Consider the following 26,151-nt stretch of genomic DNA (forward strand, 5'->3'; position numbering starts at 1 on the left):
GGTGCGGTATCGATTGAGTGTCGATCAGGCGGCGGGTGGTCACAATCAAAACAGCGGGCGCTGAATGGTGCTCGATAACGCAGGGGGATGAGCATGCAGGCGGACTGATCTTTTTCCAACGGTTTTGCCTTGATCCCGAACCTCAGTCGCGCCGGGACTAGTTGGAGCGAGGCTTACCCGCGAAGAGACCGGTTCACGCGATACATTGGTGTCGTCAGAATAAATGCCTTCGCGGACGGGTCCGCTCCCACAGGTTTTGCGTTCGGTGCAGGCTGACGTAACGGCTCCAGAATCACCGGGGGCAAGAAGCAAAAACGCTCAGGACACCGCAACGCGGTGGCGGCAGGTGATCAAAGACGCCCTGAAAGCGAAGTAATGTTTTAACAACAACGTCGGCGCTTCGGTGTGGGGATAACGGCCGATGCCGTGCAACAGGACCGTGTCTGGGTTGGGAATCAGTTCGCGGTAGCGCTGCACCATGAGCGTGCCCGCCACCGGATCGGCGGAACCGATGATGAACTTCATCGGCACAGGGGTCTGTTGCATCGCTGACACCCAGCGATCGCGGCGCTCTATCCGCTCGGGAATGTAGCTGATCAGACGATGCAGTACCTGCCTGCCACTATTGGCGGCAATCAAACTCCAGAAATCATCCAGTTCGCTTTCGCTTGGACGTGTATCGACCCCGAAGATGCGGCTGAAATCCTTGTCCAGACTGGCGCGATCAAATATGCGGCCAACCATCCAGCCGACCGGGCTGAGCAGCAGTTTCTGAATGAACAAGGCGCGATGGGCCTCCGGAAAAAGACCGCCGTTAAGGAACACGCAGCTGGCCAGTTCGACGCTGCCCTCCCCTTGGCGCGCCAGTAATTCCTGCGCAACGCTGTCACCATAGTCATGGGCCAGAACGTGGACTGGCTGATCGACCTGCAAGTGGGCCAATAAGGCCAATTGCAAGTCAGCTTGTTCGAGGAGGCTATATTTATGCTTGCGCGGCTTGGCCGAATCGCCAAAGCCGAGCATGTCGCAGGCGATAACCTGGTAGCGCTGCGCCAAGGGTTGCCAAAGGTAATTCCAGTCCCAGCTGGCCGTCGGAAATCCATGCAGTAGCAGCAACGGCTCGCCCTGCCCGGCTACCCAGTAGCGAATAGTCTGCCCGCGAAACACAAAGTCTTGGCCGCGGGTGCGCCATACCGATAAAGGGATCTCGGCGATGCTCATTAAACTGCGTAACCAGGCGAGAACTGATCGAGTTTGCGCAGCAGTGCCGGCCAGGCAAGCAAACCGCCCATACCCTCCGCGCTTCGGGTGACTCCGGCGATCATCGCTTTGGCCCCCGCGAGGATCTGTCCGTCGATAGGGATCAGTTGCGCGCCACTGCCTTGCGCCAGCACCTGGATCTCGCACGCGCGCTGGAAGGTAAACATCATCAAGAAGGTGTCAGCGATGGTGCCGCCGCAGGTCAGCAACCCGTGGTTGTTGAGCATCAGAAAACTGTTGGGACCCAGGTCCGCTTGCAGCCGGGCCTTTTCTTCATGATTGAGCGCTACGCCTTCGTACGGGTGATACGCCAGGCTTGAAAGGACAAACAACGACTGCTGACTGATCGGCAACACGCCCTGCTTCTGCGCCGAAACCGCAACCCCAGCCGCCGTGTGCGTGTGCAGGACGCAGTTCACGTCGTGACGCACTTCGTGCACAGCACTGTGAATGGTGTAGCCGGCGGGATTGATCTCGTAGGGACTGTCCATCAACTTGCGCCCCGACTGATCCACCTTGACCAGACTGGACGCCGTGATCTCATGAAACATCAACCCGAACGGATTGATCAGAAAGTCTTCAGTCCCCGGCACCTTGGCCGAAATGTGGGTGAAGATCAGATCGTCCCAACCATGCATGGCGACCAGGCGATAGCACGCAGCCAAGTCCACCCGTGCTTTCCACTCAGCGGCACTGACCTGATCTTTAACACCCGGTTTGGGGCTGATTGGATGCTGCTGACTCATGGGCGCTTCAGCGCCTGACACAACCTGGGCGACATTCACAGTGGCAGGTCCTCGGCGTTTTTCTTGCTCTTGGGAGTGAGCAGTCTAGTCAGCCACTGCGCCAGCGATAGTCGCCTTGGCAGCCACGTTAATGGCTTGGCGGGTCAGCGTCGTAGCAAGGGCTCTGGGGCAGTGTTTATGCAAGGTTAGGCGGGGCGATACAGTAGATTATTCTTTGCGGCTTCCCAGAACGGCGCTTTTTTTTGGGGGCGCTTTGGTAGCGTATTCACCTGCAACTCATGACCGCTCCAGGAGCCCGCCGGATGACCATTCACGCGTCGAACAGCTATCGTGCCGATCCAGAAACTTCCCACAGCTTTTATATCGATGGCCGTTGGTCTTCGCCGATCACATCCGGCAGCGTGCCGGTGATCAATCCGGCCACCGAAGAAGTCGTTGCCCACGTGGCGAGCGGTAGCGCCCAAGATGTTGATCGTGCCGTGTCGGCGGCAAGGGCTGCATTGCCGGACTGGTCCGCGACCCCGGCCGAATCCCGGGCGCAGCTCCTGGGGAAAATCTACGACCTGATTATCGAGCGCAAAGAGGAGTTGGCCCAGGCGGTGTCTCTGGAGATGGGCGCCTCGATCACTTCGGCGCGCGCGGCGCAGGTGCCGTTCGCAGCCGAACACGTGCGAGTCGCCAGGGACCTGCTATCCACTTATCGTTTTCAGACTGTCGAAGGCAGCACAGCCATTGCCCGAGAACCTATCGGCGTCTGCGCGCTGATCACGCCGTGGAACTGGCCGCTGTATCAAATCACTGCGAAAGTCGCACCCGCCATCGCCGCCGGTTGCACTGTCGTGCTTAAACCCAGCGAGCTGTCGCCTCTGAGCGCTCTGTTATTCGCACAGTTAGTGCACGACGCCGGGCTGCCGCCGGGGGTGTTCAACTTGGTGAACGGAAGTGGCCCGGACGTGGGCGGCGCGTTGGCGGCTCACCCTGATGTGGACATGATTTCCATCACCGGTTCCAACCGCGCAGGCGCCCTGGTCGCTCAGGCGGCTGCCGTCACGGTTAAACGGGTGACTCAGGAGCTAGGCGGCAAATCGCCGAACATTCTGCTGCCCGACGCTGATTTCCCCAAAGCCGTCGCGCAAGGCGTGATGTCAGCCTTTCGCAATGTCGGCCAATCGTGCAGCGCCCCGACCCGCATGATCGTGCCGAAAAGCCACCTGGCCGAGGTCGAGGCGCTGGCTGCCGCAACCGCCAATGCGATCGTCGTGGGTGATCCCCAATCGGAAGATACGGTCCTGGGTCCAATTGCCAACCAGGCCCAGTTCACTCGGGTGCAAGCGATGATCGAAGCGGGCCTGAGCGAAGGCGCAAAGCTGATTTGCGGCGGTCCGGGCCGGGTAGAAGGTCAGGAGAAGGGTTTTTACGCCCGGCCGACCGTGTTCTCCAAAGTCAGCACCGGCATGCGGATCGCACAGGAAGAAATCTTCGGCCCCGTGCTGTGCATCATTGCCTATGAGACTGTCGATGAAGCGGTCGCCATTGCCAATGACACGGTTTACGGCCTGGGCGCGCATGTTCAGGGCCGGGACCTTGATCTGGCAAGAGCAGTCGCTGCGCGCATCCGTGCCGGACAAGTTCACCTGAACTACCCAGCGTGGGACCCCACCGCACCGTTCGGCGGGTACAAGCGCTCGGGCAATGGCCGCGAATATGGCGTCCAGGGCTTTGAGGAGTATCTGGAAACCAAGGCGATTATCGGTTTCTCCTGATACCTAATGCAGTGCGATGCCAGGCCTGATTCAGGCCTGCAGTCGTTCAAGAAAGTCAGCCAGCCACGGCTCCGCATCTGTTTCCGGCGTGACCGTTTCGCTGGCGTCCAGCCGCAGCATCTCAAGCACTTCCCTCACCCCCAGTTCAGCGAACAACTCACGCATCTGCTCGCCACCACCGCAGAAGGTGTCGCCATAGCTGGCGTCACCCAGACCGATGACCCCGCCCGGCATCCCCCGCCATACCGCCGGCAAGAAGTCACGGATTTGCGAGTAGATGGGCTGAATGTTGTCTGGCAATTCCCCCATCCCGGTAGTCGAAGTCACGACCAGAAAAGCTTGGGGCTCGAACGCCTGCAATGCAGCGAGAGTGATGCGCGGGTTGTGCAGCACTTCATGGCCTGCGGCTTTGATGAGGGTTTCGGCGTGTCGGGCGACCTCTTCGGCCGAGCCATAGACAGATCCTGAAAGGATGGCGACTTTCATTGCGTAATCCTGTGGCAGAGTAAAAACGTCCGGCATTATGCCCCAGGAAGGCGCAATGTCTTAGAATGCAACCTCACGACCCGCCTCGGAAGGCTTTTCATGATCAGTGCAAAATTGCTGCAGTTGGTGGTCGACGCGTCCAACGATGGAATCGTCGTTGCCGAACAGGAAGGTGACGACAACATCCTGATTTATGCGAACAAGGCATTTGAGGCGATGACCGGGTACGCGTGCGACGACATTCTTTATCAGGACTGTCGTTTCCTGCAGGGCGACGACCGTCAGCAGCCTGAACTCGGGTTGATTCGCGAAGCCATCATTAACATTCGGCCCTGTCGCCAGGTGCTGCGAAATTATCGCAAGGATGGCACAGCGTTCTGGAATGAGCTGTCAATCACACCGGTCTTCAACGATGCAGAAAAACTGATGTATTTCATTGGCATTCAGAAGGACGTCACCGAGCAGGTTCTGGCGCAGCAAAAAGTTGTCGAACTGGAGGCTGAACTGGAGCAAGCTCGGCTTGAAATCATCGATCTGAAGAAGCACAGCGTCTAGACTGATGAATGGCAGCAACCTGTTACGGAATTTACTGTCTGCTTTCTCAATAACCGGTTAATCGAGCTCGACCATGCAGCGCGACACGATCCTCACGCAGGATGAACTGGATTTCATCCAGAACATGCAGCACAACCCCAACCTCAATCTGCGCGACAAATCCCGCAGCCTGGTGGTTAATGGTGGCGTGCAGATTCAGGACCTGCTGACCCGACTTGCCGCCCATGAACAAGTGACCATCCAGGCACAATTCGACAATCAGCAGATGACCTTCCCGCTGCATCTGGTCGAAGACGAATTCCACGCGTTGCATCTGGAACTGGGCGCCCCCAGCATCTTTGAAGAAGGTCCACGAATACGTCCGTGGCGCCTTATATTGACCGAACCCGTTGCCCTGGAAACCGAGAAAGGTTCCCTGACCGCATTATGGGTTCATGAGATTTCCTTCAAAGGCATCCTGCTGGAAATCCGAAAGCAGACCAAGCCCCCAAAGTACTTCTCGGCCTGGTTCACACCGATCGGCCTGGCCCCCATCGCCCTTCGCGGCACCTTCGAGCGTTTGACCGAACATGGGCTTGCGGCGTATCGCCTGAGTCAGAACGGCAAAGAAGACACCGAACGGCTGCGTCAGTACATCCTCCAGGAACACCGCAAAATCCACCCTTCGATGCACCTCTAATCCCTGTAGGAGCGAATTCATTCGCGAGGGTGGGTTGTCGTTGATGAGAGGGTGATGCCTGCAAGATCGTCTCGCGAATGAATTCGCTCCTACAGATTGCGCGCTATCAGCTATCCAACCGGTCCGCCAAAAACTGCTGCAGTCGCCGCCGCATGACGAGCGCGTCGCTGCCCAGGCACGCAACCTGCGTACCCTCGAGGCTTTCCTGACCTATATCCGCTGCCTCGCCGGCCAGCAATAACGGGCAATAAAGACCCAATCCTAGCCGTACCAAACGCTTGGCCAAATCGGCGGTCGGTGGGTGATTGGAGAAGATGACCAGCGCATCCGGCTTCATTTTGCCGCACACCAGGCTCAACTCATCCAGCGGCTGGCCGGGCGCCAACGCGATGATCGCCGTGTCGGCGGTACCCATCATCAATCCCGCCACCCACAACTCAAGCTCACGACACTGACCGGGAATGGCAGTCAGTACGACTCGTCTCTCGGCATTCACGCTGGATAACTGCAGACGCTGCGAGGTTCGTGCGCGCAGAAAGGTGTCCAGGAACAGCCATTCGCTGGTCTGCCCGAACTGATCGTGATGGGAGGTAAATTCGCGCCAGACCGGCATCAAGATGTCCTGAAACACCTGGACAATCGGGTAGCTGGAAAATATCTGGCCGTACACCTGCTCAAGCCGGCGCTCGTCGAATTCATTGACGGCCCGCCGGACCTGCGTCTGCCACTCACCCCATTCGCCAGCGCCAACGTCGCTTTCAACCGTTTGGATTTCAGCCCGCGCCATGTGGGCCTTGGCGAGAATCTTGCCAACCTTGCTCACGGCCACGCCGCGCTCGATCCAGCCGAGAATGCTGCGAACGTCGTCGATGTCGGACTGGGAATAAAGGCGATGGCCGCTTTCGGTACGTGTCGGCTGAATCAACCCGTAGCGACGCTCCCAGGCCCTGAGCGTCACAGGGTTGATACCGGTCAGGCGCGACACTTCACGTATCGGGAAAAGTTCTTCCTGCTGCAGCGCTTGGGCAACCGCGTGATAGGTCAGGAGCTCGGTCATTGATCAGGTATCAGTCATGGGCAGTGCGCGCATTGTACCTTCGCCGTCCGGCATATAAGCGTGAAGTCGGACAAAGTCTTCTGGCTTTTCAGCATGTTTCAGGAATAATCCTTGCTTGCTTTTCCAGCGAAGCTGACGCAGCGCCACCACCCCGGCGTTTCGCCCTGTGATTTCCCTACCCGGGAACCTCACTCGTTTATCGGAGATACACAATGTCTACCTCACCCGTCACGCTGATGGTTGCCCGTCGCGTCGCCCATGGCCGCTATCAGGAACTGATTGCCTGGCTGCATGAAGGCGAACTGCTCGCTACAGACTTCCCCGGTTATCTCGGCTCAGGTGTGCTTGCTCCGCCCCCCGACGATGACGAATTCCAGATTATTTTCCGCTTTGCCGATGAGGCCACCCTGCACGCCTGGGAGCATTCTGCGTCACGACGCTCGTGGTTGGTGCGCGGCAGTGGGCTCTTCGCCGCGCCGTCTGAACATCGGGTCAAAGGCATCGACGGCTGGTTTGGCGCCGTCGGTCAGCGCCCTCCTCGCTGGAAACAGGCCGTGGCGATCTGGCTGGCCTTCTTCCCGGTGTCGCTGATCTTCAACTTCGGGTTGGGGCCTTTGCTGGGTCAGCTGGAGCTTCTCCCACGCGTCATGGTCAGCACGATGATTCTGACGCCGCTGATGGTGTTCTGGTTTATTCCGCTGTCGACGCATCTCTTGGCGTCCTGGTTGCACCCTGCGCCGGTGGCGCCCACCGTTATCTCTGAGCCGGCATCCACCCGGTAACTGCGTCAAGGCTGCGCCCACGATCTTTGCCTTAACATGCCAGATATGGGCAGCGCCTCGGGGTTGTTGGAGCGAGGCTTGCCCGCGAAGCTGTCTGCTCCGATCCAGCATTTGTGAAATGCAATCCGCCCTTCGCGGGCAAGCCTCGCTCCAACAGGGGGCCTGACCTGACGTACGCGAAACACCGCCCGTTGTACAGCCGCCGCCACTTGGTATAACTTCCCAGCAGGTTTCTGCCCTGCTGATGGCACAATGAACGCACTCGCTCCAAACATCAGCATCAAGATCCCACCACTTCCAACTCCCTCCTGACACGCGAGCGGCTCATGGCTTCTTCCTCTGCCCCTGTCCTGATCACCGGCGCCAGCCAGCGTGTCGGCCTGTATTGCGCCGAGCGTTTGCTGGACGAGGGCCAAGCCGTGATCGTCAGCTACCGCAACGATCGCCCCGGCATCCAGCGTTTGCGGGATTTGGGGGCCATTGCGATTCATGGAGACTTTTCATCCCAGGACTCAATTCTGGCGTTCATTGCTGAACTGAAAACCCACACCGATTGCCTGCGCGCCATCGTGCACAACGCATCCCAATGGCTAGCCGAGACGCAAGGGGACGAGGGCGACGTGTTCATGCGCATGTTCAACGTCCACATGCTGGCGCCCTACCTGATCAACCTGCATTGCGCGGACTTGTTGCACCGTTCGCAAACGGCCGACATTATCCATATCGGTGACGACGTCACCCGCAAGGGCAGCAGCAAGCACATTGCCTACTGCGCCAGCAAAGCGGGGCTGGATAACCTCACGCTGTCGTTCGCTGCACGGTTTGCGCCCAAAATAAAGGTCAACGGCATTGCTCCGGCGATGCTCATGTTTCAACCCAACGACGACGCGGCGTACCGCGCCCGCACGCTGGCAAAATCCGCGCTGGGCATTGAACCCGGCGCCGAGGTCATTTACCAAAGCCTGCGCTATCTGCTGGACAACCCCTACGTTACCGGCACCACCCTGACCGTAAACGGTGGACGGCACGTCAAGTAAGCCGCCCCGAGGATCTTTTGATGACTTTGTCACTGCCGCAGCACTACCGTGAAATTCTCGTGGGCCTGGGGGAAGACCCGGACCGCGAAGGCCTGTTGGACACACCCAAACGCGCGGCCAAAGCCATGCAATACCTGTGTCATGGTTACGATCAATCGATCGAAGAGATCGTCAACGGCGCGCTGTTTGCCTCCGATAACGACGAGATGGTGATCGTCAAAAACATCGAGCTGTATTCACTGTGCGAACATCACTTGCTGCCATTTATTGGAAAGGCCCATGTGGCCTATATTCCGACCGGTAAGGTGCTGGGGCTGTCCAAGATTGCGAGAGTGGTCGACATGTTTGCCCGCCGCCTGCAAATCCAGGAAAACCTGACCCGGCAAATCGCCGACGCCATCCAGGAAGTGACCAACGCCGCTGGCGTCGCTGTGGTGATCGAAGCGCAACACATGTGCATGATGATGCGCGGCGTCGAGAAGCAGAATTCGACAATGAACACGTCTGTCATGCTGGGCGCCTTTCGCGACCAGACCAATACCCGGATGGAATTTTTGCAACTGATCGGACGGAGTAATTAGTCCATGGCAAGACTTGAACCAGGCACCGCGCGTATTCGGGTCAAAGACCTGTGTCTGCGCACGTTTATCGGGATCAATGAAGACGAAATCCTCAACAAACAGGACGTGCTGATCAATCTGACGATCGAGTACGCCGCGCAGGAAGCGGTGCGCGACAACGACATCGATCACGCGCTCAATTACCGCACTATCACCAAAGCCATCATCCAGCACGTTGAAAGCAACCGCTTTGCATTGCTTGAGCGCCTGACCCAAGAGGTGCTGGACTTGGTGATGAGCCATGAGGCCGTGCAATACGCCGAAGTCGAAGTCGATAAGCCTCACGCCCTGCGGTTTGCAGAGTCGGTGTCCATTACCCTCGCTGCCGCGCGCTAAGTTTATGCTGATGTAGGAGCGCGCTTGCCCGCGATAGCCGTTCGTCTATGACGGCACTGTCGACTGATTCGCTGCATCGCGGCAAGCTCCCTCCCACAGGTCAGTAAGCAGCCACTGATCGTTGCCCGCTTCGCCCGGCACTCTTATCATCCGCTCCATCATTTTCCACACAGAGTCTTCCCATGACCGATCAAGAACGCCTCGAACTCGAAGCCGCTTCCTTTCGCCGTCTGGTCGCGCACCTGGACAGCCGCAAAGACGTCCAGAATATCGACCTGATGAACCTGTCCGGTTTCTGTCGTAACTGCTTGTCCAAATGGTACAAGGCCGCAGCAGACGAAAAGCAGATCGATATCAGCCTCGATGACGCCCGCGAAGTGGTTTACGGCATGCCGTACAGCGAGTGGAAAGCCACCTACCAGAAAGAAGCCAGCACCGAGCAGCAAGCGGCGTTCGCCAAGGAACAAAAGCATGACTGACCTCAATACCCTGCGCGCCAGCCTGCGCAGCGGCGAACATGCGTTCGCCGACACTCTGGCGTTCGTGACCGAGCATTACGACTATCAGCCGCAGGCGTTCAGCAACGGGCATGTGGAAAACGCTGCCCGGCAGAACGAGGGCTCATGCAAGACGTTGGGCCTGGCCCTGCTGGAAGGTTTGGATGACGAAGAAGCGTTGCTGGCGTTCGGTGAACATTACCGATCGGTGCAAGCGACACCCGAAGGAAGCGACCACGGCAATATCCGTGCGTTGATGGCAACCGGGCTGGCCGGCGTGACGTTCAGTGCCGAGCCGTTGACGCGCAAAGCCTGACTGTTTCTGTAGGAGCGAACTTGTTAGCGAGGCGATTTGACTGACACACCGAGTGTCCGGGCTCGCCAACAAGTTGGCTCCTACAAATGTCGTGGGGTTTTGCGGGAATAAAAAAACCGGCCAACGCCGGTTTTTTCATGTCTACAAGCCGATCAGAACGAAACGTTCGCCAGCCCGTCCAGATAACGCTCTACATCAAGTGCTGCCATGCAACCGGCGCCAGCTGAAGTGATGGCCTGACGGTAAACGTGGTCAGCCACGTCGCCAGCTGCAAACACACCTTCAACGCTGGTGGCCGTCGCATTACCTTCACGACCGCCTTGAACGACCATGTAGCCGTCTTTCAACGCCAACTGGCCATCGAACAGCGAGGTGTTTGGCGTGTGGCCGATGGCGATAAACACGCCGTCAACCTTCAGTTCGTCGGAGCTGCCGTCGTTGTTCTTCAGACGTGCACCGGTCACGCCCATGTTGTCGCCCAGCACTTCGTCCAGCGTGGCGTTGAGTTTGAGCTCGATCTTGCCTTCGGCAATCCGCGCATGCAGCTTGTCGATCAGGATCTTCTCGGCGCGGAAGGTCTCGCGACGGTGAACCAGCGTTACTTTGCTCGCGATATTGGCCAGGTACAGCGCCTCTTCCACGGCTGTATTGCCGCCACCGACCACTGCCACTGGCTTGTTGCGATAGAAGAAACCGTCGCAGGTCGCGCAGGCCGACACGCCTTTGCCCATGAACGCTTCCTCGGACGGCAGCCCAAGGTAACGCGCGCTGGCGCCGGTTGCGATGATCAATGCATCGCAGGTGTAGGTGCCGTTGTCGCCTTTGAGGCTGAACGGTTTACCGGCCAGATCCACTGCGTTGATGTGATCGAACACGATCTCGGTTTCAAAACGCTCTGCGTGTTCACGCATGCGCTCCATCAGCACCGGGCCGGTCAAGCCATGGGGGTCGCCGGGCCAGTTGTCGACTTCGGTGGTGGTGGTCAGTTGACCGCCAGCCTGCATACCCGTGATCAGCAGTGGCTTGAGGTTGGCGCGAGCGGCGTATACCGCAGCGCTGTAACCGGCAGGGCCGGAGCCAAGAATAATCACTCGGGAATGACGTGAATCGGACATGACACACTCCTATCAACCGGCCTTCGTGACGCAAGGTCGGGAAACCGGCGCACCGGCGGGATAAAAAGGATCGGCATTAGCACTTGGGGAAGGCCGTTAACACGCTGATCCTGAAAATTGGAAGCTGCAGGCAACAGAGCAGCAACGGTACAAATTGGCGGCAAGCTTATCGGGCCAGGATGATTTAAGGAAATTTCGTTTTGCAATCCAGCCCATAGCCAGCGCCTATCCCGACGAGCGCTGGGCTCAATCAGGTGAATAGACGTTTGCGAGGCTGGTTTGTTTCTGGGAATGTCGGCCGCACGGCTGGGTGCATGTCAGCCGTGGCCTGTAGAACCACCTGGCTTAGGCAGACTTCCCGGTAGCCAGAGGTCTCTTTCAACCGAACAGCAAAGCCGGTAAGGTCGGCGCGTTCCCCTGTCTGGATGCCACCATGCCTGCACCTGCTCTGTCTGGCCCGCAATACCTGCGCGAAGGCCTGAAACTGGTACTCAGTCCCAGCCTGCGACTGTTCGTGCTATTGCCGCTCACGATCAATCTCGTGCTGTTCGCCGGGCTGATTTACCTGGCGGGCCATCAGTTCGAAATGTGGGTCGACGCCTTCATGCCCACGCTGCCGAGCTGGTTGAGTTTCCTCAACTACATCCTCTGGCCGCTGTTCGTGGTGCTGGTGATTCTGATGGTGTTCTTTACCTTCACCATGATCGCCAACGTCATTGCCGCGCCATTTAACGGATTTCTCGCGGAGAAGGTTGAAGTGGTAATCCGTGGCACAGACGATTTCCCGGCCTTCAGTTGGGGCGAGCTAGTCGAAATGGTCCCCCGCACCCTCAGCCGGGAGATGCGCAAACTGGGCTATTTCCTGCCACGGGCCATCGGGCTGTTCATCCTGTCGTGGATCCCGGCAGTAAACATCATCGCCGCGCCGCTCTGGCTGCTGTTCGGGGTATGGATGATGGCCATCCAGTACATCGACTACCCTGCCGACAACCACAAAATGAGCTGGCAAGATATGCTCGCCTGGCTTCGCGCCAAACGCTGGCAGAGCCTGAGCTTTGGCGGAATTGTGTATCTGGTGCTGCTGATCCCGGTGGTCAACATCCTGATGATGCCGGCTGCAGTGGCTGGCGCGACGCTGTTTTGGGTCAGGGAGCGCGGGGCGGAGACGCAGTTGGCGAAGGTCCAGCAGCTCAAATAAGAACTGCTTTGTAGGAGCGCGATTGCCCGCGATGGAGTCAGGCCAGTCGCCCTCTATGTAATTGATCTAGCGCGATCGCGAGCAAGCGCACTCTCATCAAACATCAAGTATGTCGTTGATTGAATGGTGACAGATCACTTGTTGGAGCGAGGCTTGCCCGCGAAGTTCGCGCCTCGGCTAGTCTAATGCCCCGCGTCGTTAGCTTCGCGGGCAAGCCTCGCTCCAACAGGATCAGTGTTTGCTTCGCGACAGCGCGGCGTCTCCACGACGGGGGGAATCTCCTACATGAATAGGCGAAAACAGTAACTTGTAGCCGCCGCCGAAGGCTGCGATTGCGATGTGTCGAGTGAACTGGCTCATCAGCGCCGCTCCGAAAATCAGGACCCGTCCTACAGCAGTCTTCCGCACATCCCACGCCTCACCTAAGCAACCATCAACAAGCCTCATTCGAGAGAGCAAATGCCTGTGAACGCTGTTCGCAGGCCAGCGTTTATCCTCAGGAGTCTTGATTGCCATGGAAGTGAACAACACTACTCAATCCATCAAAAACCCACCCGCTTATCTGGAGCGCAAGGTGGATCCTCGCTCGACAAAGTTCATTCAGGCGCTGGGTGAAGCCGTCGAAACTGCAAAGCACGCAGATAAAAACATAGTCACGCCCCAACCTGCCGCCCTCACCCGCCTCGTCAGCCCGCGGTCATCCATGGAGCTGAGAAGTCTTAATCCGGTCGAAACGATCTACGCACCAAAGGCCGCCGCGCTGGAGAAGATCGGCAAGTCACGGCTCGTGCCATTTGCGGTGGGAAGCGCTCACTAGGCATCGAGTGCGAGTTTACGCGTCACTGAATAACGACCCCAGGGAGTTAGTATGAATATAAATGCCACTGATCCTACATCGAACACAACCAAGACATCGTTGACGGACCGATACCGAAGTGACGGAGACAACACCAACAACTTCGGAAATATTATTAAAAGTACATTTGAGCAGGAGCAAATCGAACAAAAAAAATTGCGAGTTGCCGAGCGTTTGCAGGAAAGAGACTATATGCTCAAAGCCGCAAAATCAGATCCAGAGGAAGCCGAAAAATTAGCATTCGGCTACGCCCACAACTCTCTAGCTCATGCGCTATTAGATGTATCTGACAGGCCTAATATTCGTTACTCCGCAACGGGCGAGCTAGTCACCCCAAAAACTGAAGCTTATTTTGCGAAAATAAGTCAAGCCATGCAGGAGCGGTGCACGCACCTGTACAATTCCGAAAAAAATAAGGGCACAACGCCCGTAGAAATACTCGAAAAAATATTTGAGTTTCAAGACTCAATGCCACTGGCATTTAAAAACATGCTGGCGCTATAAAATCAGAAACGCACTCACTCTCCTCAGTGAGTGAGTGCGAAGATAATCACCAGTTAACGGTCAGCCTACCCAAGAGCCCAGCCACGGGCATAGGCCCTACCCCCGAAATCTTTAGCTCGTAGAAAAAAGGTTCTGGCAAGTGGTGTCCGTTGTAAGCGGTGGTAGAACCTGTTCGCTGTCGAGAAACGTCAATACATCTTGTCTTGCCTTGGCACAGTTGGACCTGCAACCCTCGTGGCCAACCATGGACATTCCAGTTCCAGGATACGCTCTTGATTAGTAAACCGTTACGAGGTCTCGCAGGAACAGGTATATGAGCAACATACACATATCCTTTGGAATGTAGGGTAGGCAGATGAGCAGAGGAGTTATAGCTTCCTGCGACTGCAGTTTGGGATATTAAAAACGCCACAGCCAGCATTGCTCCAGACGAGAGGATACCGTTCAACTTTTTATAGTCTTTCATTTTTATTGTCCTGAATTTTTTAAGAGTATCCGAGTCATACTCGGCATACTCGCAAGTTATCATCTAACGAGCATTTGCCCGTCACCGGTAACCGTGACGTTATTCAGAACGAGATCGCGGTCACCCCCTAAGCATGGCAACTTTAAATATTCAGACTTCTCTTACAGGACCATAAGACGCAAGCAATTATATGTAGGAACTCCACTAGCCAAACACGGCTTCAGAGTAAGGCTTGTGGACGAAAACATTATTGACCGTCACAAATCCATCACCCAACCGCCACACAAGCGCAACCGAGGCCCTCGAAACTCGCAGTCATGAGCAAACCCCTGCATATCACGCTAGTGACAGAAACCTTCGCACCTGAGATCAATGGCGTAGCCAATACCCTGAGTCGGCTGTGCGACGGGTTGCGTTTGCGGGGCCATCAGGTCGAGGTGGTGCGCCCAAGGCAGGGCGGCGATAAGCCGGGCAATGCCGGAGATGAGGTGATGTTGTGCCGTGGCTGGCCGATTCCGGGTTATCCGGGCTTGCAGTGGGGGCAATCCTCGATGCACAAGTTGCTGCGCCGCTGGAAGCGCAGCCGACCGGACGTTTTGTATATCGCCACCGAGGGCCCGCTGGGTTTATGCGCATTGCGCGCAGCACGGCGGCTCGGGATTGCGACGGTCAGCGGCTTCAGCACCAACTTTCAACAGTATGCTTCGCAGTACGGACTGGGGTTTCTCGCACGCGCGCTGACCCATTATCTACGCTGGTTCCACAACCGTTCTGACGCAACGCTGGTGCCAAGTCTGAGTCAAAAAGCGGAACTGGAACGACGTGGCTTCGAACGACTGGAACTGCTGTCGCGCGGTGTCGACAGCCAACTGTTCCACCCCTCCAAACGCTCAAATCTGCTGCGCGAGAGCTGGGGGCTGGCACCGGACGACATCGCACTGCTGCACGTCGGTCGACTGGCACCGGAGAAAAACCTGCAGTTGCTCAAGCCCACTTTCGATGCGCTGACAAACACCTATCCCGACAAGAGACTCAAGTTGATCGTCATTGGTGATGGCCCGCAGCGATTATCCCTTGAGCAGCAATTGCCCGATGCGGTGTTCTGCGGTATCCAGCGTGGCGAGGCCTTGGCGGCGCATTACGCCTGCGGCGATGTTTTTCTATTCCCGAGCCTGACCGATACCTTTGGCAATGTGGTCATGGAGGCGCTGGCGTCAGGTTTGGGCGTGGTGGCGTATGACGAAGCGGCCGCCGCGCAGCACATTCGGCATGGTCACAATGGCGCCGTAGCGATGCCGGGCGATGAGGAGGGTTTCATCGATGCCGCTTGCTGGATGCTGGAGGATCGCGAAACCCTGCGGCGCGTGCGCTTGAACGCGCGGCAGCACGCCAGCCATCAGGGCTGGCCGGCGATTGTCGAGTTGTTTGAAAAGCAGCTGCGTTCAGTGATCGAGATCCGTGAAATGCCCGCAATGGGCCATGTCCAGCGCTGAGAACCACGACCGTCGTGATGCTCAGGCCTTCAATCAATCAAGCCGTGTCAGCGCGTCACGGCTGAAAGGCAGAATATCGTGCTCGCGACCGTCGCGTACCTTGACCGCCCAGTCCGGGTCGACCAACAGCGCACGACCCACCGCCACCAGATCGAACTCATCATTAGCCAGCCGGTGCAGCAGGTTTTCCAGGCTGGCGGGCTGAGCAACTTTGTCGGTATTGACCATGAACTGCAGAAACTCGCCATCCAGTCCGACACTGCCGACAGTAATGGTCGGTTTGCCGGTGAGCTTACGTGTCCAGCCGGCGAGATTCAGATCAGATCCCTCGAACTCTGGCTCCCAGAAACGCCGTGTCGAGCAGTGGAAAATGTCTACGCCAGCGTCGGACAGCGGTTTGAGAAACGCATCAAGCTCTTCAGGCGTCTGCACCAGGCGGGCGCTGTAGTCCTGCTGCTTCCATTGAGAGAAGCGGAAGATAATCGGATAGTCAGGGCCGACGGCTGCCCGCACCGCCTCAATCAACTCGATCGCGAAACGCGAGCGATTGGCCAGACTGCCGCCGTATTCATCTGTGCGCTGATTGGTGCCATCCCAAAAAAACTGATCAACGATGTAGCCGTGTGCGCCGTGGATCTCCACGCCGTCCATGCCAATGGATTGTGCATCTTTCGCGGCTTGGGCGAAGGCAGAGATAACGTCATCGATGTCCGCTTTGGTCATACCGTGAATCACGACATTGCCGTCTTTGAGTTTTTCAGTCGGGCCGTAAGCCGGCACTGCGCCGTCAGGTTCGGTGCCCAAGCGGCGAACGGCGCCGACGTGCCATAACTGCGGGACGATCTTGCCGCCTTCGGCATGCACTGCATCAACCACCTTCTTCCAGCCAGCAAGCGGCGCCTCGCCAAAGAACTGCGGCACGTTCGGATAGCCGTTGGAAGCCTTGTGATCGACAGTGGTGCCTTCGGTGATGATCAGGCCCACGCCAGCCGCTGCCCGGCGACGGTAATATTCGATCACTTTGGAATTGGGCACGCCGCCAGGTGAGAACGAGCGCGTCATCGGCGCCATGACAACGCGCGAAGGCAATTGCAGGCTGCCCAGATGGAAAGGTTTGAACAAGGCTTTTACGGGCATGCGAGCGTCCTCGTGCATCAGGTCGAATTTCAGACTACGGAGGATAGAGCCGGAGATTGGGAGGGTAACAGCACTATTGATTGGAGTGATTAAGGCAAAGAAGCGGGTAAAAACAACGCTGAGCTGTATAGACCGCCATCGTGCAGACGCCGAACTGGCTCCCAGCAACACCGATCCTGTTGGTGCGAGTGGGCGGCATTGCGACTTGCCCGCGAAGAGAACGACGCGGGGTATCAGACAAACCGAGGAGCCAACTTCGCGGGCAAGCCCCGCTCCAACGGTATTTTACCGATCAATCAATGCAGCGCTTTCTCGATTGCAGTGATGATCGCAGGATCATCCGGTGCGGTGCGCGGCGAAAATCGGGCAAGGACACGACCGTCCTGACCCACGAGGAATTTTTCGAAGTTCCAGGTGATATCGCCCGGGAACTCGGCACCTTCACCAGCCAGCAGTCGATACAGCGAGTGACGGTGCGGGCCGTTGACTTCGAGCTTGTCGCCCAGAGGGAAGGTCACGCCGTAATTGAGCGAACAAAAAGTCTGGATATCTTCCTGAGTACCCGGCTCTTGGCCCGCGAACTGATTACAAGGCAGGCCCAAGACGCTGAAGCCCTTGTCCTTGTACTTTTGATAGAGGTTTTCGAGTGCGGCGTATTGCGGTGTCAGACCACACTTGGACGCCACATTGACTACTAGAACCACTTTGCCTTTAAGCGGCGCGAGAGGCAGTTCCTGGCCATCCAGAGCTTTTAATTTCAGGTCGTGAAATATACTCATGACGAACTCCTCTGCTCACCATACAAAAAACGCCATCGGCCGAAAAAGGCGCCCTGTCGGACCCAAAAACGAAAAGCGTTTTCGCGAATCCTTCGAGGACGCCTGGCCAGCTATCTGAGCTTAGCAGTACAAATCAGTGGTGGTGGCCGCCTTCGCCGTGCACGTGACCGTGTGCGATTTCTTCCTGGCTGGCATCACGAATATCAACGATCTTGACGTCGAAGTGCAGACGCTGACCGGCGAGCGGGTGGTTGCCGTCGACAGTGACGTCGTCGCCGTCCAGATCGCGGATGGTAACGATCTGCATCTGACCATCCGGAGCAGATGCGTGGAACTGCATGCCGACTTCCAGTTCGTCGACACCTTCGAACATGGTGCGGCTCAGGGTGCTAACCAGTTCGGCGGAGTATTCGCCGTAGGCATCTTCTGGCTCGATGGCGACTTTCAGCTCATCACCGACATTCTTGCCATCCAGTGCCTTTTCCAGACCCGGGATGATGTTGCCTGCGCCTTGCAGGTACACCAGCGGCGCGCCGCCGGCAGAACTGTCGATGACCTCACCAGCGTCATTGGTCAGGGTATAGTCAATGGAGACAGCCTTGTTGGCGGCGATCGGCATGGGGCAAGACCTTTTGCTAAAGAGTTAAGAACGAGCAAGTTTAACCAAGCCCTCGCGCGAAAGCGAACGCAACTCAGACGGACGGCCCCGATTGGAAAACTCCCCGGCGCAGAGCGCAGGCTCAACGATCATCGGCTTTCGTCAGGATGAGCAAGGCCACTGGATCGTTGAGCTGTCCTGCGGACACACCCAGCACGTGCGCCACTCACCGCCTTGGCAATCACGCGAATGGGTGCTCGATCCCCTCACGCGGCAGAAAAAAATAGGTCACGGCTTTCACTGTGGCTGGTGTGCGCGCGAGGCAGATAACGATAACCTTGTGCCCCGTTGAGACGCTGCGATTGAACAGCGTCCTGTTTTCTCCGGTCGACTCACTGGCGACAGACGCCACGGCCCTTGCACTGCTCAATTCGAGAAGCCCGCATGCAGACTTTTTTTATCGCGCCCACCGATTTTGGTGTGGGCTTGACGTCCATCAGCCTGGGGCTGGTCCGCACGCTTGAGCGTGCCGGTCTCAAAGTCGGCTTCTTCAAACCCATTGCCCAGCCTCATCCGGGCGATACCGGCCCCGAGCGCTCCACCGAGCTGGTCGCCCGTACCCACGGCCTGAAACCGCCCAAGCCACTGGCATTGGCGCATGTGGAGCGCATGCTCGGCGACGGCCAGCTGGACGAACTGCTCGAAGAAATCATCAATCTTTATCAAGAGGCCGCGGTCGGCAAAGACGTGCTGATCGTCGAAGGCATGGTCCCGACCCGCAGCGCCAGCTATGCAGCGCGCGTCAATTTACACATGGCAAAGAGCCTGGACGCCGACGTGATTCTGGTGTCGGCACCGGAAAACGAAGTGCTGACCGAGCTCTCGGGTCGCGTCGAGTTGCAGGCGCAAATGTTCGGCGGCCCGAAAGACCCGAAAGTCCTCGGCGTGATCCTTAATAAAGTGCGCACCGACGAGACGATGGAAGCGTTCGCAGCGCGCCTCAAGGAACACTCGCCGTTGTTGCGCAGCGGTGACTTTCGCTTGCTGGGCTGTATTCCTTTCCAGGCCGATCTGAACGCGCCGCGCACCCGCGACGTGGCAGAACTGCTGGGCGCGCAGGTCATCAACGCCGGCGATTACGAACAGCGCCGCATGTCGAAAATCATCATCTGCGCGCGCACTGTGCTCAACACCCTGCAATTGCTAAAGCCTGGCGTGCTGGTGGTTACCCCCGGCGATCGCGATGACATCATTCTGGCCGTCAGCCTGGCGACCATGAACGGCGTGCCACTGGCCGGCCTTCTGCTGACCAGCGACACCCTGCCCGACCCGCGCATCATGGACCTGTGCCGGGGCGCGTTGCAGGCCGGATTGCCGATTTTGTCGGTCAGCACCGGCTCGTACGACACCGCTATGCTGCTCAATCAGTTGAACAAAGAAATCCCCATCGACGACCGCGAGCGCGCCGAGATCATCACCGACTTCGTCGCCAGTCATCTTGACGCCAACTGGCTGCATCAGCGTTGCGGCACGCCGCGCGAGCTACGTCTGTCGCCTGCGGTGTTCCGCTATCAGCTAATTCAGCGCGCGCAAGCGGCGAATAAGCGCATCGTGCTGCCCGAAGGCGCCGAACCATTGACCGTGCAAGCGGCGGCCATATGTCAGGCGCGTGGCATTGCTCGATGCGTGTTGCTGGCTAAACCCGAAGACGTGCAAGCCGTCGCCCGCGCCCAAGGCATCGAACTGCCGCCAGGGCTGGAGATTCTCGATCCGGATCTGATCCGTGAGCGCTACGTGGCGCCGATGGTAGAACTGCGCAAGAGCAAGAGCCTCAACGCGCCGATGGCCGAGCAGCAACTGGAAGATCCGGTGGTGATCGGGACCATGATGCTGGCACTCGACGAGGTCGACGGGCTGGTGTCAGGGCTGATTCACTCGACCGCCAATACCATTCGCCCAGCCCTGCAACTGATCAAGACCGCGCCCGGCTGCACGCTGGTGTCGTCGGTGTTCTTCATGCTGTTCCCTGAGCAAGTGCTGGTCTACGGCGACTGCATCATGAACCCGCACCCGACAGCCAGTGAGCTGGCGGAAATCGCGGTGCAAAGCGCTGACTCTGCCGTGGCGTTCGGTATCTCGCCACGGGTAGCGATGATCAGCTATTCCAGCGGCAATTCAGCCAGTGGCGAGGAAGTGGAAAAGGTGCGCGAAGCCACGCAACTGGCCAGGGAAACCCAGCGTGACCTGCTGATCGACGGGCCGTTGCAATACGACGCCGCGGCCAATGAAAACGTCGCCCGGCAACTGGCACCCGACAGTCTGGTGGCGGGCCGCGCTAACGTGTTTGTGTTCCCCGATCTCAATACGGGCAACACGACCTACAAAGCGGTGCAGCGCAGTGCCGACTGCGTGAGCCTGGGCCCGATGCTGCAAGGCCTGCGCAAGCCGGTGAATGATCTGCCACGGGGCGCTCAGGTGGACGACATCGTCTACACCATCGCGCTGACGGCCATTCAGGCGGCAAACCTTGTCTGACACATTCACCCCTCACAATAACGCCGCCGGAACTGCACCGGCGGCATCGGTCTTTCCTGGAGCCTGACCCACTATGGATTTCCTGCCTGCCCCTTTGCGCGGCGTCATTGCCTCGCTGCTGTTGGCACTCAACACCATCGTCTGCTGCACGCCGCTGTTCATCGTCGCCATCTTCAAGCTGTGCCTGCCCTTCCCCGCTGCGCAGAAGTTTACCGACTGGCTGATGAGCCACATCCACGAAGCCTGGATCAGCAACAACAAGGCATGGATGAACCTGATGGACCACGCCAAGTGGCACGTGACCGGGCTTGAGGGGCTGGACTATCAGCACTCATATCTGGTGACCAGCAACCACCAAAGCTGGGTCGACATCATGGTGTTGCAGTACATCCTCAACCGCAAAATCCGCCCGCTGAAGTTCTTTCTCAAGCAGGAGTTGATCTGGGTGCCAGTGATCGGACTGGCCTGGTGGGCGCTGGGCTTCCCGTTCATGAAACGCTACACCAAGGCGTATCTGGCCAAACACCCGGAAAAGAAAGGCAAGGACCTGCAAACCACCCGCCGCACCTGCGCGAAGTTTCGCAATAACCCTGTAGGGATTTTCAACTTCGTTGAAGGCACGCGCTTCACCAAGGCCAAGCACGCCGAACAACAATCGCCGTTCAAATACCTGCTCAAGCCTAAAGCCGGCGGGATTGCGTTCGTGCTGGATGCCATGGGCGAGCAGCTGGAGTCCATCGTCAACGTCACAATCCACTATCCAGGTGGGCATACCGGCTATTGGGATCTGCTGTGCGGCAACGTCAATGAGGTGGTTGCGCATTTTGAGGAAATCAAAATCCCGCCGCAATTCATCGGCAAGAGTTACGACCAGAACGGCGAATACCGATTGGAGTTTCAGCAGTGGATCAATCGGCTGTGGGAAGAGAAGGATGTGTTGCTGGGCAAGATGCATGAGCAGCATCTGTAGGATATCTGCACCTTCCCCGTGGGAGCGGACCTGTCCGCGAAGAGGCTAGTACATTCGCCACATGTTTAGCGGTTCAGACATAGCATTCGCGGACAGGTCCGCTCCCACGGAAAAGCGCTCGGCATTAAAATGCGAAAAGCCCCGAATTTGAGTTCGGGGCTTTTTTGATTTGAAGCGGCGCAATTACTGCTGTTGCTGATATTCCTGACCCGGAATCGGCTTCAAGTTGACTTCAACCCGGCGATTCTGCGCACGGCCATTAACATCGGCGTTGCTGGCCACCGGCTGATCAGGCCCTGCACCGCGCACCGATAAGTGAGAACTGTCGACACCCTGGGAAGTCAGGTAAGTCGCGACGCTCTGCGCACGCTGCTGCGACAGGTCCATATTGTGCTGACGGCTGCCGGTGCTGTCGGTGTAGCCGACGATCTCGATCACGTTCTGGTTGTACTGCTTGAGCGAACCAGCCAGGTTGTTCAGCGGGGAATAGAAGCTGCTGGCAATTGCGGAAGAGTCGGTTGCGAAAGTGATGTTGCCCGGCATGACCAGTTTGATCACATCGCCCTGACGCTGCACTTCAACGCCAGTGTTGGCCATGCTCGCGCGCAACGCGGCTTCTTGTTTGTCTGCGTAGTAACCATAACCGGCAGCGCCTGCGCCAACGACAGCAGCGCCAATCAATGCGCCTTTGCCACGGTTGTTATGGTCGATGGCAGCCCCCGCCACCGCACCGGCCAAGGCACCCAAACCACCGTATTTCGCTGTTTTGCTGACACCGCCGGAATTCTGGGCTTGCCCTTGGTTATCGTAGGGATTGGACGACGTCGCGCAGCCGGAAAGCATGGCGATGGCCGTAGCGGCAAGGATCAAACGGCGAGAATTCAACATGAAGGCAGCTCCTGATTTTTGCTTTGTGCGGCACAATTTTCTTCGCGCGGCCAACGAACCAAAGCACGTGGCCATCTGCGCGTTTAGAGCACGACATTAGGGGAAAATTCCTTAACGGCACCTGAACAATGGCGAGGCGACCGACACGCGGCCACCATTGCAGGAACATAGTCCTCACACTCAACGCTCAACCGCCGATACAGTCAGACGAAGGCACATAGCTTTTTCAATATGGCCCACCTTATAGTGGCGCTATGAAATTAACGCGCGCTCGATGTGCGTGAGGTTTACCGATGTCGATTCGACGCTTGAACCCAGCGGCCAGGCAAGGCCTGTGCGTTTTCCGCCTTTGTCGTTGAGTGATTGATCAGCGACGAATTGATCAACTGTCGGTAGAGCCACCTAATGATAAAAAAAATTCTGGTATCCGATCTGACGCTTGGCATGTACGTCCACAAATTCTGCCGCCCGTGGGTAGATGATCCATTCTGGATATCCAACGTCGAATCGTTGCTGCAAGACCCCGCCATCCTTGAACGTATCCAGCAATCATCAACGGCCGAAGTGTGGATTGACATCGGCCAGGGCCTGCGCCCCGACATTTCCTCGGCGTCAAAAGCCTCGCCCGCCCAGCCAATAACGATCGACACATCGCCGGCCAGCATGAGCGAAGAACTGGCTCGCGCCAGCCTGATCTGCGGCCGTGCGAAAGCTGCCGTGATGGCGATGTTTACCGATGCCAAGCTGGGCCTCGCCATCCACCTGGCAGACGTCGATCTGATAGTGGAAGAAATCTCGAACTCGGTGATGCGCCATCCCCATGCGCTGATCAGCCTGTCTCGTTTGAAGTCCTCGGACGAATACACCTATATGCATTCGGTGGCGGTTTGCGCGTTGATGGTTGCGCTGGCACGACAGATGGACCTTCCCGAAGAGGGAGTGCGTGAAGCGGGGGTGGCAGGGCTGATGCACGATGTCGGCAAAATGATGATTTCCAGCGCCATCCTCAATAAGCCTGACCGGCTGACGGTGGATGAATTTCAGGCGATGAAATATCACCCGGAGGCCGGGCTGAAGATTCTTCAGGAAAACCAGCAAGTGACCGACCTTGTGAAGGACGTTTGCCTGCATCACCACGAGAAGATTGATGGCACGGGTTACCCACACGGCTTGACCGGCGATCAAATCAGCCTGTTCGCCAAAATGGGCGCAATCTGCGATGTGTATGACGCGGTGACATCGGAGCGCCCGTACAAGAAGGGTTGGGACGCAGCACATTCGATTCGGGAAATGGCCTCGTGGAAGGGACATTTCGACGAGACGATCTTTCAGCACTTCGTCAAAACCGTGGGTATTTACCCGGTCGGCGCGCTGGTTCGCTTGAAGAGTGACCGGCTGGGAGTAGTGGTCGAACAGGGCACAAAATCGCTATTGCAACCCAAAGTAAAGGTGTTCATGTCCAGCCGCACCCGCGCTCGTATCGAGCACAAAGTGATCGATCTTGCGCATCCAGATGTAGAGGACGCCATCGTGAAGTTCGAGCTGGCGCAGGATTGGGGAATCGGGAATGTGAATGCATTGTGGTCGAAGTCTTCGTTGGAGTAATTCAGGTCCGGCGAAAAGATCAATGCGGTATATCCGGCAATCCCCATCGTAAGCTTCGCGGACAAGCCTCGCTCCAACAGGATTGGTGACGTCGCGCGGCCTTGCTCCTACAGGGTTTGTGTTACACCGCCACCCAATGCCCCTCCCCCAGCGCTTTGAATTGCTGCTGCGGCACCACGAAGCCTTTGGCTTTGATCGGGCTGGGTTGTTCGAACTCTTGAAGCAGTGCCTTGAAGTCACGTTTGCGGTCGACATCCGGCAGCGGCACGGCGCTGAGCAAACGCTTGGTGTACGGGTGCTGCGGGTTGTGCAGCACTTGATCGCGGGGGCCGATTTCGACGATCTGGCCGCCGTACATCACGGCCACACGATGGCAAATTCGCTCCACCACCGCCATGTCGTGGGAGATAAACAGGTAGCTCAGGCCGTGCTGCTTTTGCAGTGATTCGAGCAAATCCAGCACCTGCGCCTGCACCGACACGTCCAGCGCCGAGACTGACTCATCGGCGATGATCACTTTCGGGTTCAGCGCCAACGCCCGTGCAATACAGATGCGCTGCCGCTGGCCGCCGGAAAACTGGTGGGGATAACGCTGCATGGCGTCGGCAGGCATACCCACTTGATGCAGCAGTTCAGCAACGCGCTCCTGCCGAAGTTTGTCGGGCATCTTGTCGTGAATCAGCAGCGGCTCGCCGACGAGTTCGAAAATGGTCTTGCGCGGATTGAGCGCCGCATACGGGTCTTGAAACACCATCTGGATGTCTCGGCGCACGGCCTGCAGATCAGCGCCCTGCAAGCCGTTCAGCTCTTTACCGGCCAGCTTCACGCTGCCGTCGAAATCGATCATGTTCATCAGCGCCTTGCCGGTGCTGGATTTGCCGCAGCCACTCTCGCCCACCAGACCCAAGGTTTCGCCGTCGCGCAGTTCGAAGTTGACCTGCTCCACCGCGTGCACCTGCTTGACCTCTTCGAACCATCCCATGCGCAGCGGGAAGCGCACGCAGAGGTCTTTCACCGCCAGCACCACGGGCTTTTCGCTTAGGTCTTGGGCCTTGCCTGCCGTGCCCAATACCGGTACGGCGTCCAGCAATTTGCGTGTGTAAGCAGCTTGGGGCTGGGTGAACAACTGACGCACCGGCGCCTGTTCTTCGGTGCGGCCGTGATTCATCACCACCACTTCGTCGGCCATTTCCGCGACCACGCCCATGTCGTGAGTGATCATCAGAAGGCTGGTGCCGTAGACCTTTTGCAGCTCGCGCATCAGCTCCAGAATCTGCGCCTGAATGGTCACGTCCAGCGCGGTGGTGGGTTCATCGGCGATCAGTACTTTCGGACGACAGAGCATGGCCATGGCGATCATCACCCGTTGGCGCATGCCGCCGGACAACTCGTGGGGATACTGCGTCAGGCGTTTTTCCACCTGGGGCATGCGTACCGAATCGAGCATTTCCTTAGCACGACGCTTGGAAGCTTGACGGTCCAGAGGCTCATGACGGCGCAGGGTTTCGTCCATCTGCTGGCCAACGGTCATAAGTGGGTTGAGCGAGGTCATCGGCTCCTGAAAGATCATGCCGATCTGCTTGCCGCGCAGCTGTTGCAGGTCGCGTTCGGGCAGAGTGATCAGGTCGCGGTTGTCGAAAATGATCGCGCCGCTGGGCACTTTCGCGGCTTTGGGCAGCAAGCCCATGATTGCCAGCGACGACAGCGATTTACCGCTGCCCGACTCGCCCGCGATACACAGCGTCTGGCCAGCGCGCAGGGTGAAGCTCAGCTCATCGACGACGCGCCTGGGGCTGGCGCCGTGGCCGATGTCGATGCTCAAACGCTCGACCGACAACACTGCTGGGGAAAGCTGATCACTCATTGCACAGCC

At 57.8% G+C, this 26,151-nt stretch carries 27 protein-coding genes and 1 pseudogene; 17 read left to right on the plus strand and 11 right to left on the minus strand.

Going from position 1 to position 26,151, the window contains the following annotated elements; all coding sequences use genetic code 11:
- Positions 1-318: 318 nt before the first annotated feature.
- Positions 319-1,221: an alpha/beta fold hydrolase gene (locus tag ACWKWM_RS16860; RefSeq protein ID WP_483847227.1), complete on the minus strand. Its 903-nt coding sequence runs from the start codon at positions 1,219-1,221 to the stop codon at positions 319-321.
- Positions 1,221-2,006: a class II aldolase/adducin family protein gene (locus tag ACWKWM_RS16865; protein ID WP_483847228.1), complete on the minus strand. Its 786-nt coding sequence runs from the start codon at positions 2,004-2,006 to the stop codon at positions 1,221-1,223. Before ACWKWM_RS16865 ends, ACWKWM_RS16860 begins: the two co-directional genes overlap by 1 nt.
- Positions 2,007-2,308: 302 nt before the next feature.
- Between ACWKWM_RS16865 and ACWKWM_RS16870 the strand changes: the two genes are divergently transcribed.
- Entirely contained in the window at positions 2,309-3,769 is a 1,461-nt protein-coding gene (locus ACWKWM_RS16870; RefSeq protein WP_483847229.1) for an aldehyde dehydrogenase family protein, read from the plus strand.
- A 30-nt stretch (positions 3,770-3,799) separates the two neighbouring features.
- Here the strand turns inward: ACWKWM_RS16870 and ACWKWM_RS16875 are convergent, their stop codons facing one another.
- Positions 3,800-4,255 carry a flavodoxin gene (locus tag ACWKWM_RS16875; protein WP_483847230.1) on the minus strand — a complete coding sequence of 152 codons (456 nt, stop codon included), beginning with the start codon at positions 4,253-4,255 and terminating at the stop codon, positions 3,800-3,802.
- 99 nt (positions 4,256-4,354) lie between these two features.
- Between ACWKWM_RS16875 and ACWKWM_RS16880 the strand changes: the two genes are divergently transcribed.
- Entirely contained in the window at positions 4,355-4,810 is a 456-nt protein-coding gene (locus ACWKWM_RS16880; RefSeq protein WP_483847231.1) for a PAS domain-containing protein, read from the plus strand.
- Between the two features lie 73 nt (positions 4,811-4,883).
- Positions 4,884-5,489: a hypothetical protein gene (locus ACWKWM_RS16885; RefSeq protein WP_483847232.1), complete on the plus strand. Its 606-nt coding sequence runs from the start codon at positions 4,884-4,886 to the stop codon at positions 5,487-5,489.
- A 106-nt stretch (positions 5,490-5,595) separates the two neighbouring features.
- On the opposite strand, the gene ACWKWM_RS16890 is transcribed toward ACWKWM_RS16885, so the two are convergent.
- On the minus strand, positions 5,596-6,546 hold the full coding sequence (locus ACWKWM_RS16890; protein WP_483847233.1) for a MerR family transcriptional regulator: 951 nt from the start codon (positions 6,544-6,546) through the stop codon (positions 5,596-5,598).
- Between the two features lie 212 nt (positions 6,547-6,758).
- Here ACWKWM_RS16890 and ACWKWM_RS16895 point away from each other — a divergent pair, with 212 nt between their 5' ends.
- The 6 genes from ACWKWM_RS16895 (at position 6,759) to ACWKWM_RS16920 (ending at position 10,134) form a co-directional block, all read left to right on the plus strand.
- Positions 6,759-7,328, plus strand: a complete 570-nt coding sequence (locus ACWKWM_RS16895) for an antibiotic biosynthesis monooxygenase (RefSeq protein ID WP_483847234.1) — start codon at positions 6,759-6,761, stop codon at positions 7,326-7,328.
- 326 nt (positions 7,329-7,654) lie between these two features.
- A complete protein-coding gene (gene folM / locus ACWKWM_RS16900; RefSeq protein WP_483847235.1) occupies positions 7,655-8,365 on the plus strand; it encodes a dihydromonapterin reductase in 711 nt (236 codons plus the stop codon).
- Between the two features lie 20 nt (positions 8,366-8,385).
- On the plus strand, positions 8,386-8,946 hold the full coding sequence (gene folE / locus ACWKWM_RS16905) for a GTP cyclohydrolase I FolE (protein ID WP_483847236.1): 561 nt from the start codon (positions 8,386-8,388) through the stop codon (positions 8,944-8,946).
- 3 nt (positions 8,947-8,949) lie between these two features.
- The gene (gene folX, locus ACWKWM_RS16910) at positions 8,950-9,321 is read left to right on the plus strand and encodes a dihydroneopterin triphosphate 2'-epimerase (RefSeq protein ID WP_483847237.1); all 372 of its coding nucleotides are present in this window, start codon (positions 8,950-8,952) and stop codon (positions 9,319-9,321) included.
- Between the two features lie 182 nt (positions 9,322-9,503).
- The gene (locus ACWKWM_RS16915) at positions 9,504-9,800 is read left to right on the plus strand and encodes a DUF1244 domain-containing protein (protein WP_483847238.1); all 297 of its coding nucleotides are present in this window, start codon (positions 9,504-9,506) and stop codon (positions 9,798-9,800) included.
- Entirely contained in the window at positions 9,793-10,134 is a 342-nt protein-coding gene (locus ACWKWM_RS16920; protein ID WP_483847239.1) for a HopJ type III effector protein, read from the plus strand. Before ACWKWM_RS16915 ends, ACWKWM_RS16920 begins: the two co-directional genes overlap by 8 nt.
- 152 nt (positions 10,135-10,286) lie before the next feature.
- Here the strand turns inward: ACWKWM_RS16920 and trxB are convergent, their stop codons facing one another.
- Positions 10,287-11,249: a thioredoxin-disulfide reductase gene (trxB, locus tag ACWKWM_RS16925; protein WP_483847240.1), complete on the minus strand. Its 963-nt coding sequence runs from the start codon at positions 11,247-11,249 to the stop codon at positions 10,287-10,289.
- A gap of 433 nt (positions 11,250-11,682) precedes the next feature.
- Between trxB and cysZ the strand changes: the two genes are divergently transcribed.
- The 3 genes from cysZ (at position 11,683) to ACWKWM_RS16940 (ending at position 13,807) form a co-directional block, all read left to right on the plus strand.
- Positions 11,683-12,447 (plus strand): sulfate transporter CysZ, encoded by a 765-nt coding sequence (cysZ, locus tag ACWKWM_RS16930; protein WP_483847241.1) that lies wholly within the window; start codon positions 11,683-11,685, stop codon positions 12,445-12,447.
- A gap of 514 nt (positions 12,448-12,961) precedes the next feature.
- Positions 12,962-13,264: a hypothetical protein gene (locus tag ACWKWM_RS16935; protein WP_483847242.1), complete on the plus strand. Its 303-nt coding sequence runs from the start codon at positions 12,962-12,964 to the stop codon at positions 13,262-13,264.
- Positions 13,265-13,315: 51 nt separating this feature from the next.
- Positions 13,316-13,807 carry a hypothetical protein gene (locus ACWKWM_RS16940; protein WP_483847243.1) on the plus strand — a complete coding sequence of 164 codons (492 nt, stop codon included), beginning with the start codon at positions 13,316-13,318 and terminating at the stop codon, positions 13,805-13,807.
- Positions 13,808-13,853: 46 nt separating this feature from the next.
- On the opposite strand, the gene ACWKWM_RS16945 is transcribed toward ACWKWM_RS16940, so the two are convergent.
- The gene (locus ACWKWM_RS16945; RefSeq protein WP_483847244.1) at positions 13,854-14,336 is read right to left on the minus strand and encodes a flagellar protein FlhE; all 483 of its coding nucleotides are present in this window, start codon (positions 14,334-14,336) and stop codon (positions 13,854-13,856) included.
- Positions 14,337-14,590: 254 nt separating this feature from the next.
- Between ACWKWM_RS16945 and ACWKWM_RS16950 the strand changes: the two genes are divergently transcribed.
- Complete coding sequence (locus tag ACWKWM_RS16950; RefSeq protein WP_483847245.1) at positions 14,591-15,766, plus strand: glycosyltransferase family 4 protein; 1,176 nt, start codon at positions 14,591-14,593, stop codon at positions 15,764-15,766.
- 33 nt (positions 15,767-15,799) lie between these two features.
- Here ACWKWM_RS16950 and ACWKWM_RS16955 read toward each other — a convergent pair whose 3' ends face one another.
- From ACWKWM_RS16955 to ACWKWM_RS16965, 3 genes are all read right to left on the minus strand, one after another.
- Positions 15,800-16,903 (minus strand): NADH:flavin oxidoreductase, encoded by a 1,104-nt coding sequence (locus ACWKWM_RS16955; RefSeq protein WP_483847246.1) that lies wholly within the window; start codon positions 16,901-16,903, stop codon positions 15,800-15,802.
- Positions 16,904-17,199: 296 nt separating this feature from the next.
- Entirely contained in the window at positions 17,200-17,682 is a 483-nt protein-coding gene (locus ACWKWM_RS16960) for a glutathione peroxidase (protein ID WP_483847247.1), read from the minus strand.
- 133 nt (positions 17,683-17,815) lie between these two features.
- Complete coding sequence (locus ACWKWM_RS16965) at positions 17,816-18,301, minus strand: FKBP-type peptidyl-prolyl cis-trans isomerase (RefSeq protein ID WP_483847248.1); 486 nt, start codon at positions 18,299-18,301, stop codon at positions 17,816-17,818.
- Here ACWKWM_RS16965 and ACWKWM_RS16970 point away from each other — a divergent pair.
- The 3 genes and pseudogenes from ACWKWM_RS16970 to yihG all read left to right on the plus strand — a co-directional run bounded on the left by ACWKWM_RS16970 (position 18,270) and on the right by yihG (position 21,785).
- A pseudogene (locus ACWKWM_RS16970) lies at positions 18,270-18,632 on the plus strand (DUF3565 domain-containing protein). The gene ACWKWM_RS16965 and the pseudogene ACWKWM_RS16970 overlap by 32 nt on opposite strands.
- 92 nt (positions 18,633-18,724) lie before the next feature.
- Positions 18,725-20,815, plus strand: a complete 2,091-nt coding sequence (gene pta, locus ACWKWM_RS16975; protein ID WP_483847249.1) for a phosphate acetyltransferase — start codon at positions 18,725-18,727, stop codon at positions 20,813-20,815.
- A 73-nt stretch (positions 20,816-20,888) separates the two neighbouring features.
- Positions 20,889-21,785, plus strand: coding sequence for a 1-acylglycerol-3-phosphate O-acyltransferase, YihG family (gene yihG, locus ACWKWM_RS16980; protein ID WP_483847250.1), 897 nt, complete (start codon positions 20,889-20,891; stop codon positions 21,783-21,785).
- Positions 21,786-21,968: 183 nt separating this feature from the next.
- Here the strand turns inward: yihG and ACWKWM_RS16985 are convergent, their stop codons facing one another.
- Entirely contained in the window at positions 21,969-22,673 is a 705-nt protein-coding gene (locus ACWKWM_RS16985; RefSeq protein ID WP_483847251.1) for a YiaD family glycine zipper/OmpA-like lipoprotein, read from the minus strand.
- A 405-nt stretch (positions 22,674-23,078) separates the two neighbouring features.
- Between ACWKWM_RS16985 and ACWKWM_RS16990 the strand changes: the two genes are divergently transcribed.
- The gene (locus ACWKWM_RS16990; protein WP_483847252.1) at positions 23,079-24,278 is read left to right on the plus strand and encodes a cyclic di-GMP phosphodiesterase; all 1,200 of its coding nucleotides are present in this window, start codon (positions 23,079-23,081) and stop codon (positions 24,276-24,278) included.
- A gap of 121 nt (positions 24,279-24,399) precedes the next feature.
- Here ACWKWM_RS16990 and ACWKWM_RS16995 read toward each other — a convergent pair whose 3' ends face one another.
- Positions 24,400-26,142: an ABC transporter ATP-binding protein gene (locus ACWKWM_RS16995; RefSeq protein WP_483847253.1), complete on the minus strand. Its 1,743-nt coding sequence runs from the start codon at positions 26,140-26,142 to the stop codon at positions 24,400-24,402.
- Positions 26,143-26,151 lie beyond the last annotated feature (9 nt).

Source organism: Pseudomonas rosaeacicularis (assembly GCF_057128745.1).